Genomic DNA, 14,448 nt, shown 5'->3' on the forward strand with positions numbered 1-14,448 from the left:
ATGCAGTCACGCCCCGGCTGTACCACGTCAGCGGATAGCGCGTGCTCACCGGCTTGCGCGACGCAAATCTCGCGCGCCGTCGAACAATCCATCGATCCGGAACGAATAGCCGACGCCTACGATGTAGGTGGGGGAGTTGTGGTTGAGGCCAAACGCCACGTGGAAGTCGATCTGCTCTTTTGGGCTGAGATGGTAGAGCCCGCCGGAATTGATCAGTTGGACAGGACCAGCGTGCTCGGGATAATCGCCGACATATTCGGTGAAGAGGCTGAGCTTCTCGTTCAGCTTCTTTTCCAGCACGAAGGTGGCCTCAGTGACGTGCTTGGTATCAGTCTCGGCCGGGCGGAAGAACTCGGTGAACATGCCGCTGATGCCCCAGCCATCATGCAGCTCGACCGACCAGGGCATCTGCAGATAGGGCTGAGTGCCGCGGCCGGCGACCTCGGCGGCTCCGGTCGGCAGCGCCGCGCCGACAACGAACGAGAGATCAACCTTTCCGGGGAGCGGGCTGACCTGCCATTTGACAGCAGGCGCAATGTCGGTGAACCCCGAAGCTGCAGAACCGCGGATACTGCCGACATAGTTCGGCAGATCCACAAACACCTCGAGGCAAGGCGCAACGCCCAGCCGCCAGCGGGTGTTCGATCCGTCAAGGGTGCGACCTCCGTTCTGGGATGTCAGGTTCACGCCGTTCTCGCTTTGGAAGCTGCCCGTCGGGACGACGAGGCTCGAATTCGTCACATCCGGCCGATCGGTGGCGAGTTCGTCGGCCGAAGTCGGGCAGGTCTCGGCCCGGGCGTCGGAAATGGCAACGAGGAGAAGAAGCCCCGCCAGGATGGCGATGAAGTCGCGCCGGATAAATGGCTCCGAACGCCCCGGATAAGTCGGTCTCACATATGCCCCCAAAGGCCATTGCTCCCAGGAGCACGGCCGTATTTCAAATCAACGCAATACAACCCGCAGGCATTCCTCACGGGTTTGCGATGTTTCTGTACAGTGCATTCAGACGATATTCAGGCCGTTCTGTCCAAAATGAGATCGAATCACGATTGGGGCTGAGAATGCGACCACCCGGCACATCATCCATGATCGTCCGGCGGAGCGCGTGGAGGTCGATGGTTGTGTCCGCCGCGCTCGCGTCGGGCGCGTTGCTGAACACAGGTCGATCCGCCTCCGCCGCGAATTTTTCTGCTTCCGACCTCGCCTTGCTCGACCGTCTGACATGGGGCGTGAACGCCTCGAGCGCGGAGCACTTCCGCGCCGTCGGGACAGAGCGCTGGTTGCAGGAGCAGTTGCACCCGGCTGGAGATATGTCGCTTCCGCCGGCTGCCAAGGCCCAGATCGAGGCGATGCCGGACGTGCACAGCTTTCCGTTCGACATTGCGGTCGCCTTCGAGCAGCAGGCCAAGAGTGCCAATCAGGTCGCGGATCCCGAGCAGAAGAAAGCCGCGCAACAGGTCTATCAGCAGGCGATGAACGACCGCGCCAAGCAGGCGACGGCGCGGACCATCCTGCGCGCGCTTTATGCGCCCGACCAACTGCGCGAGCGCATGACTTGGTTCTGGTTCAACCATTTCAACGTGCATCAATACAAGGGCAACATCAGGATCCTGGTCGGCGACTATGAGGATCGTGCGATCCGGCCGCACGCGCTCGGCAAATTTCGCGACCTGCTGGCCGCCACGCTTCGCCATCCCGCGATGCTGCGCTATCTCGACAATGCCGATAACGCCGCGGGCCATCTGAACGAGAACTATGCCCGTGAGATCATGGAGCTGCACACGATGGGTGTCGGCTCCGGTTACACGCAGGCGGATGTTGAGGCGCTGGCAAGGATCTTGACTGGCGTCGGCATCGACCTGAAACCGGAAGATCCGAAGCTGAAGCCTGAGTTGCAGTCACAGCTGGTGCGGGAAGGTGCTTTAGAGTTCAATCCCGCGCGTCACGACTATGGCGACAAGACCTTTCTCGGCCATGTGATCAAGGGGCGCGGCCTTGCGGAAGTCGATGAGGCACTGGACATCCTGGTGCATCATCCCGCCACGGCCACGCACCTGTCGCGCCAGATCGCGACCTATTTCGTTGCGGACAATCCGCCCGAAGCGCTGGTGCAGAAGATGGCCCAGACGTTCAGGACCAGCGACGGAGATATTGCTGCCGTTCTCGGCACCATGGTCCATTCGCCGGAGTTTGCAGCATCGCTGAAGCCTGGCGCGCGCTTCAAGGATCCCGTGCAATATGTCCTGTCGGCGGTGAGGCTCGCCTATGACGACAAGATCGTTCTCAATACTGCGCCGATTCAGGGCTGGATCAACCGCCTGGGCGAAGGCCTGTTCAATCACGAGACGCCGGACGGCTATGCGCTCACCTCCGCGTCATGGAACGGGCCGGGACAGATGATGGTCCGTTTCGAGATTGCCCGGCAGGTCGGCTCGGGGTCTGCCGGCCTGTTCAAACCGGACGGCCCGAACGCCGTCGAACGGCCGGCTTTTCCGCTGCTGCAGAACGCGCTCTATTATGAGGGCCTCAAGCAGACCCTTACGCCGACGACGCAAGCGGCCTTGGAGCAGGCGATTTCGCCGCAAGACTGGAACACGCTGTTTCTGTCGTCACCTGAGTTCATGCGCTGAACTGATCCCGCCGGAGGTTGTGATGAACCGTCGTGAGCTGATCAAGACTTTCGCCGCATTGACGCCGCTGACGATGGCGGGCCGCGTCTGGGCGGCGCCCGCCAGCGACGCGCGACTGCTCGTCGTCTTTCTCCGGGGCGCGTATGACGCTGCCAACGTGCTCGTGCCGGTCTCGAGCGATTTCTACTACAATTCGCGGCCGACTCTGAGCGTTGCAAAACCCGATGTCGGAAATCCCAACGCGGCGCTGCCGCTTTCGGCAGATTGGGGGCTGCATCCGTCGCTGCGAACCAGCGTTTACCCGATGTGGGCCAAGCGCGAGATCGCCTTCATTCCGTTCGTGGGATCGAGCGACGATCTGACGCGAAGCCACTTCGAGACACAGGACACGATCGAACTGGGCCAAGCTGCGGCCGGGTCGAGAGACTATCGCTCAGGCTTCATGAGCCGGCTTGCAGCCGAACTGACGCGAGCCCGGCCAATCTCGTTCACGGATCAGCTGCCGCTGATCTTCCGTGGCCAGGGCCAGGTGCCGAATATTGCGTTGAACAGCGTCGGCCGGCCCGGTGTCGATGACCGCCAGGCGCAACTGATCAGGGAGATGTACCTCCACACCAACCTCGCGGCCGCGGTCGCGGAAGGGTTCAAGGTGCGTGACGATGTTTATCGGTCAATCTCCGAGGAAATGGCGGCCGCCAATCGGGGTGCGGTTTCGCCACGCGGCTTCGAGCTCTCGGCGCGAAGGATCGGCCGATTGATGCGCGAGCAGTACAATCTCGGCTTTGTTGACGTCGGCGGTTGGGACACCCACGTCAATCAAGGCGCAGCGACGGGCTATCTCGCTGACCGTCTCGGCGAACTCGGGCGTGCCCTTGCCGGTTTCTCCGAGGAAATCGGCCCTAACGGATGGCGGGACACCGTGGTCATCGTCATTTCCGAGTTCGGGCGGACCTTCCGGGAGAATGGCGACCGCGGTACGGACCATGGCCACGGCAGTGTCTATTGGGTCCTGGGCGGCGGCATCAATGGCGGCCGCATCGCGGGGGAGCAGGTCAAGGTGGAGCAGGCGGCTTTGTTTCAGAATCGTGACCTGCCTGTGTTGACCGACCATCGGGCCATGTTCGCGAACCTGTTCCAGCGCATCTATGGTCTCGACACCGCTGCCCTGACGCGGATCTTCCCCGGCGTGCGTCCGACAGAACTGGGACTCGTCTAGCCCTCTCGTTCAAACCCGCGGGATCGACAATCGTTTCTTCCGGCTCGACGTATCGCTCGATACAATCCCGCGATATGACGCCTGACGCGACGACACATGACGGCAACACCAGCTTCGGTTCGGCAGTGAGCGAAAACCAGTCAGCAATATCATATCCTGCGGACCATCAAGGCCCTCAGGGGCGCCTCGGTCTGCTGGCACTCTCCGCCTTGGGCGTCGTGTTTGGCGACATCGGGACCAGTCCGCTCTATACGTTCAAGACAATTCTCGGCACGGCTGGCCAGGCGCCTGACGCCGCTGCCGTGCTGGGCGCCTTGTCCCTGGTGCTCTGGACGCTCTTCATCATCACCACGATCAAATACGTCACATTTGCGATGCGCGTCGACAATGACGGCGAGGGTGGCATCCTCGCCTTGATGGCGCTGCTCGGGGTCAAGCGGCAGCGCCGCCCGACCATCGTGGCGGTGGGCCTGTTTGGCGCGGCGCTGATCTATGGTGATGGCGCGATTACGCCGGCGATCTCGGTGCTTTCCGCGCTCGAGGGCTTGAACATGGCCACCCCGGCCTTTCAACCCTATGTGGTCCCGGCGGCCGTCCTCATTCTGATCGGCCTGTTCGCGATCCAGTCGCGAGGGACGGCGAGCATCGGCCGGTTTTTCGGGCCTGTGATGCTGCTGTGGTTTGCGACCATCGCGCTCTTGGGAATCGTCGGCGTCGCGAGGCATCCCGGAGTCCTTGCCGCGATCAATCCGGTCTACGGCCTCTCTTATCTGTTTTCGAGCGGAGCGACCGGCTTTCTGGTGCTCGGCGCCGTGTTCCTGTGCGTCACCGGAGCGGAGGCGCTCTATGCCGATATGGGGCATTTCGGCGCGGGCCCGATCAAGATGGCCTGGTTTGCGATCGTCTTCCCAAGCCTGATTCTGAACTATGCAGGTCAGGCTGCGCTGGTGCTCGATGGAGCGTCCACCGACGGTAACATTTTCTATCGGCTTTGCCCGGACGCATTGTTGCTGCCGCTGATCGCGTTGGCGACCGTGGCCACGATCATCGCGAGTCAATCGATCATCACCGGCGCGTTTTCGATGACGCGGCAGGCCATCCAGCTCGGCTGGATGCCGCGGCTTTGGATCACGCAGACCTCCTCCGAAGGCTACGGCCAAATCTACGTCGGCGTGGTCAACTGGCTCTTGATGATCGTGACGGTCGGGCTGACGCTCGGCTTCGGCAAATCCGATAACCTCGCATCGGCTTACGGCATTGCGGTTTCGCTGACCATGCTCATGACCTCGGCCCTGCTGTTCATCGCGATGCGGGAGATCTGGCATTGGAGCCTGCTTGCCGCGGGTGCTGTCGCTGCGGTCTTCCTGATCATCGATGGCGCGTTCTTCCTGGCCAATCTCACCAAGATCGCGGAGGGCGGCTATGTCCCCTTGCTGCTCGCGACTGCCGTCTATGGGATCATGTGGGTCTGGCATCGCGGCGCGGCCGCAGTGTCGTCGCGCATGCACGAGGCGCTGATTCCGGTCGCGCAGTTCATGGCGGATATCGAAGCCAAGCGGATACCGCGGGTCCCTGGGACGGCCGTGTTTCTGACACGCACCGAGCGCGATACGCCGCCCGTCATGCATTGGCACGTCAAACACAACCGCGCACTGCACGAGCATCTGTTCGTGTTGCGGGTGGAAATCCTGTCCGTGCCCTGGGTCGCATCAAGCGACCGATTGACGATCACCGAAGTTGCACCGAACTTCTGGCGCGCCGACGCCCGTTTCGGCTTCATGGAGCGCCCGCACATTCCGGAACTGGTCGTTGCAAGCAAGATGCTCGGATGCATCGTCGATCTCAATGACGTGACGTACTATGTCGGCCATGAAACCGTGATCGGCCGCGAGGACGGCATGGGCTTGCCGGCGTGGCAGGAGCGGCTGTTCGCGGTCATGGAGCGCAACGCAGTCCACGTCAGCGATTTCTTCAGCCTGCCTCACGACTGCGTGGTCGAGATCGGGCGTCAGATCGCGATCTGATCGGAACGATCCGGGCACCGTCTGCGCCCGGACCATCGTCGCCGCATCACCGAGATTTTCGCTCAATAGCGCGGATCGTACATCTGGGTCTCGACATAGCCGAGCAGATCGTTCGGGGCCTGGCCCTGCGTGAGGCCGGCCTGATAGGCGACATGTGCTACCGCAGCTCCGATATGCGCCGACACCTCACGGATCCGTGGCAAGGCCGGATACAGACTGCCTTGCTCGAGGTCCGCGCCGGTCACGCAGTTGGCAAGCGTATGCGCGGCCGCCATGAACATCTCATCGGTGACGAGTCTTGCGCCGCTGGCGATCGCGCCAAGGCCGACACCGGGGAAGATGTAGGAATTGTTGCCCTGCCGCGGCACGAAGGTCCGGCCGTCGAGCCCGACGGGATCGTAGGGACTGCCACAAGCAAACAGCGCGCGACCGCCGGTGTGGCGATAGGCTGCTTCCGCTGAGCATTCAGCCTTCGATGTCGGATTGGAGAGCGCAAAAATGATCGGGCGCTCATTGAGCTCCGCCATAGCCTGCAGCACCTCCGGCGTGAAGGCGCCGCCGACTGCAGCGACGCCGATGATTGCAGTCGGCCTGAGCGCCTTGACTGCGGCCAGGAAGTCGCCGATCGGCGCGTGCTCATGCGCGTAACGCAGCTTATGACCGCCGAGATTCTCGCGCCCTTTCACCACGAGGCCCTTGGAGTCCACCAGCCAGTTGCGTTTCAGCGCCTCCGCCTCCGACAGGCCCTCCGCCATCATGGCCGAGACCGCGAGGTCGGCGATGCCGGTCGCCGCTTCGCCGGCGCCGAGAAACAGCACGCGCTGATCGCATAGCTTGCCGCCGGTGATCCGCAGCGCTGAGAACAGGCCAGCGAGCGCGACCGCAGCCGTGCCCTGGATATCGTCGTTGAAGACGCAGGCGTCGTCGCGATATTTGTGCAGGAGCTTGAACGCGGAGTGGTTGGCGAAGTCCTCGAACTGGATCAACACGCCCGGGAAGGCCGCGCGGGCCGCGGCCATGAACTCGTCGACGAAATCGTCGTAAGCCGCGCCACTTATGCGCTTCTGGCGGAGGCCGATATAATAGGGATCGTTCAACAACTCTTCGTTGTTGGTGCCGACGTCGAGCATCACGGGAAGGCAGAGTTCGGGATGGATCCCGGCGCAGGCCGAATAGAGCGACAATTTGCCGACTGGAATGCCCATGCCATTGGCGCCGAGATCGCCCAGGCCGAGGATGCGTTCGCCATCGGTGACGACGATCAGCTTGGCCCGGTAGGGCCAGTTGGCGAGGATCTCTGCGATCCGGCCGCGATCATTGGCGGAGATGAACAGCCCGCGTGGGCGCTGGAAGATCAGCCCATATTTCTGGCACGCCAGACCGACCGTCGGCGTATAGATCAGCGGTTGGACTTCGTCGATATAGTCGCAAACGACGCGGAAGAACAGCGCCTCGTTACGATCATGTAGCGCGTTCAGCGCGACATATTTCTCGAGGTCCGTCGGCAGGCTGCGCAGGTTGGCCAGGATACGCTCGACTTGGGCCTGCATCGACATCACGCCTGCCGGAAGAAAGCCGCGCAACCCCAGCGCATCGCGCTCCTGCTCCGTGAAGCCCGTACCCTTGTTGAGCAGGGGATCGCGCAACAGCGCAAGTCCGCGCGGCGAATAGGTTGAAATGCTGTGTGCGCTCATGCGTTGTGGTTGTGTCAAGGCTCTCTCCCAAACGTTCTCATGGAGCGTCGCCATCCCGGAGCGCGTCCGCGTTGACCGAAATCAACCGCAGCAGGAGCAGCGACGACGCTGCCCTGTATCACAAAACTGCTATCGCAGTGCATCAATGTGATTGTGCAAGTGCGTTGCGTTGGCCGGCGAGGTCTATAGAGCAGCGTGGCCAAATGACCAAAATAGCGCCAGCACGGCGACGGCCATGTTCGCGGTGCCTATCCACCCCAAGCCTATCAGCCAGCCCCGAGCCTTGAAGTGCCCCATCAATTTGATGTTCGAGACGATCAGCATCATCATCGCCATGATCGGCACGGCGACGATACCGTTGAGGACCGCGCTCCATACCAGCATGTGAATCGAATCGATGCCGGTAAAGCCGAGCCCGAAGCCGATGACGGTTGCTGCAGCAATGATCGTGTAGAAGCCGGCCGCTTGCGGGGCTCTCGCCTCCAAGCTCGCACGCCAGCCGAACACCTCTGCCACTCCATACGCGGCCGCGCCCGCCAGGACCGGAATCGCAAGCATCCCGGTGCCGATGATGCCAAGCGCAAACAGCACGAAGGTGAAGTCGCCGGCCAACGGGCGCAGCGCTTCGGCGGCCTGGGTCGCAGAATCGATGTTCGTGACGCCATGCGCGTGCAGCACGGTCGCCGTCGTCAGGATGATGAAAAAGGCGATTGCATTGGAGAAGATCATGCCGACCGCGGTATCGATCCGCATTCTGCGCAGCTCGGGATGGTCTTTCTTCCGCTGATTGCGCAGTGGCGGATCGACTTTGCCCTGGTTCATCTCCTCTACCTCCTGCGAGGCCTGCCAGAAGAAGAGATAGGGGCTGATCGTGGTGCCGAGAACGGCGACAACCATGAGAAAGTAGTCTGCATTCGGAGACACCTGTGGCCAGACGGCGGCGAGCAGGGCCTCGCCCCAGGGGACATTGACCATCAATGCCGTCGCGACATAGGCGAACAGGCTGAGCGTCAAGAACTTCAATATCGGTGCGTATCGCCGATACGGCACGAACACCTGGAGCAGGGTCGATGTCGCCGCGAAGATCAGCGCGTGCTCGTGATTGAGCCCTCCGATGACAAGTGACAGCGCCTCAGCCATTGCGGCAATGTCGGCGGCGATATTGAAGGTGTTGGCGCTGACCAGCAAAAATACGAGGCCTAGGACCGCCCAGCGCGGCGCGACTTCCATGACATTGGCGGCAAGCCCTTTGCCCGTCACCCTTCCGATCCGCGCACTCACCAATTGGATCGCGATCATGAAGGGGGTCGTGAGAAAGACAGTCCAGAGCAGGCCAAAACCGAATTGCGCGCCGGCCTGCGAGTAGGTCGCGATGCCTGAGGGGTCATCGTCTGCAGCGCCGGTCACAAGGCCGGGCCCGAGGAGCCGCAACAAGCCCCCGCCGGATGTTTCCTTGCTTGCTTCCGAGCTTGGAGAGATGGCCACGTCGTGTACCCCGGCGGATGTCTTATCAGCCAAGTCAGTCGTCATCGATTTGTTCCGGCGTCTGGAACCTCAGCCGATGCCTTCGCGTTTGCGTGTTGCCAAGAGTTATGCGCGAAAGGGGACGTGCTTGCCGGACATGCCGCTGCCAGGACAAGGGTTCGAGACACGAAACGAGAGGCATCGTCTGGCCGAACGCGAGCGGCTCTTTTCCGGTGGCAGCGAGCTCGCGCGGCTGATGCTGGATTTCGATTGGGAGGCCACCTCGATCGGACCACCCGAAAACTGGCCTCGGAGCCTGAAGACTGCTGTGCGGATCATGCTCACGTCGCAGCAGCCGATCTGGATCGGCTGGGGGCAGGAGCTGATCTATCTCTATAACGATCCCTATAAGGCGATCATCGGCGGCAAGCATCCTTGGGCGCTTGGCCGTCCGACCTCGGTCGTGTGGAGCGAAATCTGGGACGACATCAGCCCGTTGCTGGCCAGGGCGAGCGGAGGCAACGAGGGGACCTACAGCGAGGCGCAGCTCCTGATCATGGAGCGCAACGGCTTTCCGGAAGAGACCTACTATACGTTCTCCTACAGTCCGATCCCCGACGATGACGGCTTGCCGGGAGGAATCTTTTGTGCAAACACCGATGATACTCAACGCGTGATCAGCGAGCGTCGGCTATCGTTGTTGCGCGAACTCGCGAGCGCCGCAGCCGAGGCCCGCAGCATCGAAGACGCCTGCACGCGTAGTGCGCAGGCGCTGTCGCGTGATCTCCGCGACCTGCCGTTTGCGATGCTCTACATGATCGGGCCGAGCGGGGAGTCCGCGAGCCTCAAGGCGCTCAGCGGCATCGACCGTGATCATCCGGCCGTCCAGTCGTCGTTGTCTCTTGCAGGTGACGGCATATGGCCCGTTGCGGCTGCGCTTCGGCAGCTTTCACCCGTGCCGGTCGGCGACCTGTCCCGGCGATTTGGATTGGACTTTCCGAGCGGCGGCTGGCGACGGTCGCCGAGCGAGGCGGTGGTGCTTCCTATCCTGTCGAGCGGGGAAACAGCACCGTGGGGTTTTGTGATTGCCGGTCTCAACCCTTTCCGTCCTTATAGCGAGGGTTATGCAGGTTTTCTTGATCTGGTGGCCAGTCAGATCGCCGCGGCCGTCGGCAATGGCGGGGCCTATGAAGCGGAGCGCCGGCGCGCCGAAGCCCTGGCTGAGATCGATCGCGCCAAGACCACGTTCTTTTCCAATGTGAGCCACGAATTCCGAACCCCGCTGACGCTGCTGTTGGGGCCGCTCGAAGACATGCTCGCCCGCGAGCAGGCTGAGCTCGGCACCGATGAGAGGTCGACCCTGCAGGTCATCCACCGCAACGGCATCCGCCTGCTCAAACTGGTCAACACGCTGCTGGATTTTTCGCGGATCGAGGCGGGGCGGCTGACGGCAAATTACGAGCCCCTCGATTTGGCCGCGTTGACGGCGGAGCTTGCTTCCAACTTCCGGTCCGCAACGGACCGCGCCGGCTTGCGCCTCGTCATCGAGAGCCGGCCTCTGCCTGGGCCGGTTTTCGTCGACCGCGACATGTGGGAGAAGGTTGTCCTGAACCTGATCTCGAACGCGTTCAAGTTTACCTTCGATGGCGAGATCGTGGTTTCGATCGGGGTTGCAGAGGATGGGCAGCACGCTGAGGTCCAGGTTCGGGACACCGGGACAGGCATTCCGTCCGCAGAGCTGCCGCACCTGTTCGAACGATTCCGCCGCGTCGAGGGGGCCCGCGGACGCTCGTACGAAGGCAGCGGCATCGGCTTGGCGCTGGTCCAGGAACTGGTCAAGCTGCATGGCGGAACGATCCGCGCCGACAGCGAGCTTGATCGCGGCTCTGTATTCACTGTCGTGCTTCCGTTCGGCTCATCGCATCTTCCGTCTCATCAGCTCGTGAATTCCGGCGCACCAGCTTCGAGCAACACCCGCGCTCAGGCCTATATCGACGAGGCTCTTGGATGGCTGGAAGGCGATCCACCGCTTGACGCACCTCATCCATCGTCATCGGATGATCTCGGCGTGAGCCTCTCGGGAGCGGAAAGTCGGGACCGGATTCTGTTGGCCGACGACAACCCGGACATGCGCGACTATGTCCGGCGGCTGCTCGGCGAAAGCTATGAGGTCGAAACGGTCGGTGACGGCGAAGCCGCGCTCGCGGCAGCGAGGCGGCGTCGGCCGGATCTGTTGCTGACCGACGTCATGATGCCGAAGCTGGATGGTTTCGGCCTGCTCAGGGCGTTGCGAAGCGATAGCCTGATCCACGACATCCCCGCGATCATGTTGTCCGCGCGTGCCGGCGAAGAGGCCAAGGTCGAAGGTCTTGATGCCGGCGCCAGCGATTATCTCAGCAAGCCGTTCAGCGCCCGTGAGCTGTTGGCGCGCGTGCGCGCCAACATCGACCTGGCCCGCGTGCGAGGCCATGCGGAAAAGGCTCTGCGCGATCTGAATGAGCGGCTGGAGACCCAGGTCGCCGAACGCACGGCGGAGTTGCAGGCCAAGGAGGCGCGCCTGCGGACGGTGTTTGAGACCAGCTACACATTCCAGGGGCTGCTCTCTCCCGACGGGACGGTGCTCGACGCCAACGCCACCTCGCTCTCCGCGATCGGACGACATCTGGATGAAATTGCGGATGCGGCATTCTGGATGACGCCGTGGTTTGCCGGCACGCCAAACATGCCGGAGATGATCCGCGACGCGGTTTCGACGGTAGCTAGCGGACAATCCGTTCGTCAGGAAATCCATCTCAACCTACCGGTCGGCGGCTGGCGCTGGTTCGACTTTCAGATGCGCCCGGTGCGCAACGAAGCCGGCCGGGTTGTCGCGATCGTGCCGGAGGCTGTCGAGCTGACGGAGCGGCGGAAGGCCGAGGAAGCATTCCGCGAGGCGCAGAAGATGGAGGCCATCGGGCAATTGACTGGAGGTGTTGCGCACGACTTCAACAATCTCCTGACCGTGATCAGGTCGTCGGCGGACCTGCTCCGCCGACGCGATATTCCGCCGGAGCGGATGCGACGCTATGTCGATGCGATCTCAGATACTGCAGACCGTGCTGCAAAACTCACGAGCCAGCTGCTGACCTTTGCCCGCCGCAAGCCAATTGAGCGGCAGGTATTCGACGTCGCCGATCATCTCGAGCGGATTGCCGACATGCTGCGGACAGTGCTCGGCTCGCCTGCAATATTCGAGCTCGATGTCGCGGACCGGCGCTTGCCGATCGATGTCGATCTCAATCAGTTTGAGACCGCGCTCGTGAACCTGGTCGCCAACGCGCGCGACGCGATGAACGGGCAGGGAACGCTGAGCATTCGCGTCGACCGCTATCGTGCAATCGATCAGCAAGGGGCGGAAGCGTTCGTCAGGATCGCAGTCCGCGATACCGGGTGTGGTATTCCGGCAGACCATGCCGACCGAATCTTCGAGCCCTTCTTCACGACCAAGGACGTCGGCCGTGGCACCGGCCTTGGGTTGTCCCAGGTCTACGGCTTCGTCCATCAGTCCGGTGGTCGGGTGCAGGTCGAAAGTGAAGTCGGACGTGGAACGACGATTACGCTGCACCTGCCATTGAGCAGCAAGCCAATTGACGCGCGCCAGGACGTCGCACGCAGCGCGGACGATGTCGATGACCGGTGGAACGTGCTGGTGATCGAGGACAATCCCGAAGTCGGCGAATTCTCAACGCAGCTGCTTCAGGATCTCGGCTACTGCACTGTGCTTGCGCGGAACGGCGCCGAGGCGCTGCGGCTCCTGGACGAGAATCCGACCGGCTTTGACGTCGTGCTGACCGATGTGGTGATGCCCGGCATGGACGGTGTGACACTCGGCAATGAAATCCGCCGGCGACTTCCGACCATTCCGGTCGTGCTCAACAGCGGCTATAGCCATGTGCTTGCCAGAAACAATGAGCATGGTTTCGAGCTGATCCAAAAGCCGTATTCGATCGACGAGCTGTCGCGCGTGCTGCGCCAGGCGATCGCGGCTCATCGCTCAAGATGAAGCGAGGCCGGCTTGCTTCCCGCGATGAGGCTGCGCTTCGTGCCGGCCAGCTCTCTGGATTGGATGTCGATCTACGCGAGCAAATAGACCAGCGCGTCGAGCGTGAGGCAAGCTAACGTATGCTGACGAACTTGCCCCAGGCGGCAGCGAGCATCGCGCCGGTGAAGACGTAATGCGGCTTGTCGCAGAACAGGCTTCCATATTGGCACACGTCGGCGCCGACCGAGCCGAGCTCATGATGGCCGGGCGGCATAGAACAACGCGGCGAGCGTGGCCAGAATGGCCGCAACAGCGTACATCTCGAGGCCTCCTTCCTGCTTTCGTCGCTTTAAGTGCCCGTCGGGCCAACGACCATGTGATGCTGAAAACGGCGCTTGACTCGTCGGGCAAATCAGGAGCATTTTGACATCATCGAAAAACATCATAGAGCCCGCGCCGCGAGGGTGGCAGCGGGCTTTTGCTTGTCCTGCTCGAAAGTTGTTGGATCGGTCTCGATCCGTTGAAACCGACCTGCAGCATTTAGCTAAAGTTTGACATGTCGGGCAAATCACCTGCATGATGGCATCATCGACCCGATCATCGTTCAGATGATCATGACCCGCATCCGGAGCAGTTCGGCAGCGGGTTTTTTATTGTCCCGACATTCGAATCGGACGGCGGCCGCATAGCAGGACGCCCGAGAACACTTTTGCCGCGCGCGCGTCGTCGTCCGAACCTCTTAACTATTCGTCGCGCAGCGATCACTGCTGACGCGACGTCGAAGAATATTGGCTGGTCCGCGCGAACGGACCAGCTTGCGGCGCGCCGACACTGGCGAGCGCCGCTGCGGCCCCTCGAGTCTTGAGGGATAGGGTTCGCGCCCGAAACGATCGCCCTCGACGCGGTCTGCCGCATCTTTGTTTCGATGGAGTGAAGCACGATGACCGCTTATCTGATCTCTCTTGCGATCGTCGGCCTCGTAGTCCTTGCGATCTGCGACGCCTTGTTCTGACGTCAGCCGATGCCCGTCTCTCGTCTTGCCTTCTCCCGCCGGAATTGAAAAGCGATGCCTAAGACGCTGACCGATATTCGCTCCCTCGCTCGCAGCCACACGCGATCGGCGATCCTCGCCTTGGCCGGCGTGATGCGATCGAAGGACGCATCTCATGCCGCGCGCGTCTCCGCCGCGACCGCGCTTCTCGATCGGGGGTGGGGCAAGCCGCCGCAGGCGCTCCAGAACGGCGAGGACGGCGCGCTCGAACTCATCCATCGCATCGAACGGGTGATCGTTCGTCCTGACCAACAGGAAAGTGACTTGGATCCGGAGGAGGTCGGCTGAACCATGTTGGCATTTGGCGGATGAGCCGATGGACGTCGTGGAGGCTTCAATCCGAGATTG

Annotated in this window: 9 protein-coding genes; 5 read left to right on the forward strand and 4 right to left on the reverse strand. The window is 62.1% G+C overall.

Annotated features, from left to right (window positions below):
* Positions 1 to 45: 45 nt before the first annotated feature.
* On the reverse strand, positions 46 to 894 hold the full coding sequence (locus tag ACQR1W_RS38065) for a transporter (RefSeq protein WP_434855559.1): 849 nt from the start codon (positions 892 to 894) through the stop codon (positions 46 to 48).
* A 221-nt stretch (positions 895 to 1,115) separates the two neighbouring features.
* Between ACQR1W_RS38065 and ACQR1W_RS38070 the strand changes: the two genes are divergently transcribed.
* The 3 genes from ACQR1W_RS38070 (at position 1,116) to ACQR1W_RS38080 (ending at position 5,870) form a co-directional block, all read left to right on the forward strand.
* On the forward strand, positions 1,116 to 2,630 hold the full coding sequence (locus ACQR1W_RS38070) for a DUF1800 domain-containing protein (RefSeq protein WP_434855560.1): 1,515 nt from the start codon (positions 1,116 to 1,118) through the stop codon (positions 2,628 to 2,630).
* A 22-nt stretch (positions 2,631 to 2,652) separates the two neighbouring features.
* Positions 2,653 to 3,846 (forward strand): DUF1501 domain-containing protein, encoded by a 1,194-nt coding sequence (locus ACQR1W_RS38075; protein WP_434855561.1) that lies wholly within the window; start codon positions 2,653 to 2,655, stop codon positions 3,844 to 3,846.
* A gap of 125 nt (positions 3,847 to 3,971) precedes the next feature.
* Positions 3,972 to 5,870 (forward strand): potassium transporter Kup, encoded by a 1,899-nt coding sequence (locus tag ACQR1W_RS38080; RefSeq protein WP_434855594.1) that lies wholly within the window; start codon positions 3,972 to 3,974, stop codon positions 5,868 to 5,870.
* A gap of 62 nt (positions 5,871 to 5,932) precedes the next feature.
* On the opposite strand, the gene ACQR1W_RS38085 is transcribed toward ACQR1W_RS38080, so the two are convergent.
* Positions 5,933 to 7,564: an NAD-dependent malic enzyme gene (locus ACQR1W_RS38085; RefSeq protein WP_434855595.1), complete on the reverse strand. Its 1,632-nt coding sequence runs from the start codon at positions 7,562 to 7,564 to the stop codon at positions 5,933 to 5,935.
* A 183-nt stretch (positions 7,565 to 7,747) separates the two neighbouring features.
* Complete coding sequence (locus ACQR1W_RS38090; RefSeq protein WP_434855562.1) at positions 7,748 to 9,094, reverse strand: NRAMP family divalent metal transporter; 1,347 nt, start codon at positions 9,092 to 9,094, stop codon at positions 7,748 to 7,750.
* A 91-nt stretch (positions 9,095 to 9,185) separates the two neighbouring features.
* Between ACQR1W_RS38090 and ACQR1W_RS38095 the strand changes: the two genes are divergently transcribed.
* Positions 9,186 to 13,070, forward strand: a complete 3,885-nt coding sequence (locus tag ACQR1W_RS38095) for an ATP-binding protein (protein ID WP_434855596.1) — start codon at positions 9,186 to 9,188, stop codon at positions 13,068 to 13,070.
* Positions 13,071 to 13,182: 112 nt separating this feature from the next.
* Here ACQR1W_RS38095 and ACQR1W_RS38100 read toward each other — a convergent pair whose 3' ends face one another.
* Positions 13,183 to 13,323: a hypothetical protein gene (locus tag ACQR1W_RS38100; RefSeq protein WP_434855563.1), complete on the reverse strand. Its 141-nt coding sequence runs from the start codon at positions 13,321 to 13,323 to the stop codon at positions 13,183 to 13,185.
* A 792-nt stretch (positions 13,324 to 14,115) separates the two neighbouring features.
* On the opposite strand from ACQR1W_RS38100, the gene ACQR1W_RS38105 reads away from it, so the two are divergent.
* Entirely contained in the window at positions 14,116 to 14,388 is a 273-nt protein-coding gene (locus tag ACQR1W_RS38105) for a hypothetical protein (protein WP_434855564.1), read from the forward strand.
* Positions 14,389 to 14,448: the final 60 nt, after the last annotated feature.

It is taken from the genome of Bradyrhizobium sp. HKCCYLS1011, from assembly GCF_051167795.1.
Classification (GTDB): Bacteria; Pseudomonadota; Alphaproteobacteria; order Rhizobiales; family Xanthobacteraceae; genus Bradyrhizobium.

Bases quoted from the DNA above. Each gene is read 5' to 3' on its own strand.
- ACQR1W_RS38090 (WP_434855562.1), bottom strand. From the start codon at position 9,094: ATGACGACTGACTTGGCTGATAAGACATCCGCCGGGGTACACGACGTG.
- ACQR1W_RS38100 (WP_434855563.1), bottom strand. From the start codon at position 13,323: ATGCCGCCCGGCCATCATGAGCTCGGCTCGGTCGGCGCCGACGTGTGC.
- ACQR1W_RS38085 (WP_434855595.1), bottom strand. From the start codon at position 7,564: ATGAGCGCACACAGCATTTCAACCTATTCGCCGCGCGGACTTGCGCTG.
- ACQR1W_RS38105 (WP_434855564.1), top strand. From the start codon at position 14,116: ATGCCTAAGACGCTGACCGATATTCGCTCCCTCGCTCGCAGCCACACG.
- ACQR1W_RS38095 (WP_434855596.1), top strand. From the start codon at position 9,186: ATGCCGCTGCCAGGACAAGGGTTCGAGACACGAAACGAGAGGCATCGT.
- ACQR1W_RS38070 (WP_434855560.1), top strand. From the start codon at position 1,116: ATGGTTGTGTCCGCCGCGCTCGCGTCGGGCGCGTTGCTGAACACAGGT.
- ACQR1W_RS38075 (WP_434855561.1), top strand. From the start codon at position 2,653: ATGAACCGTCGTGAGCTGATCAAGACTTTCGCCGCATTGACGCCGCTG.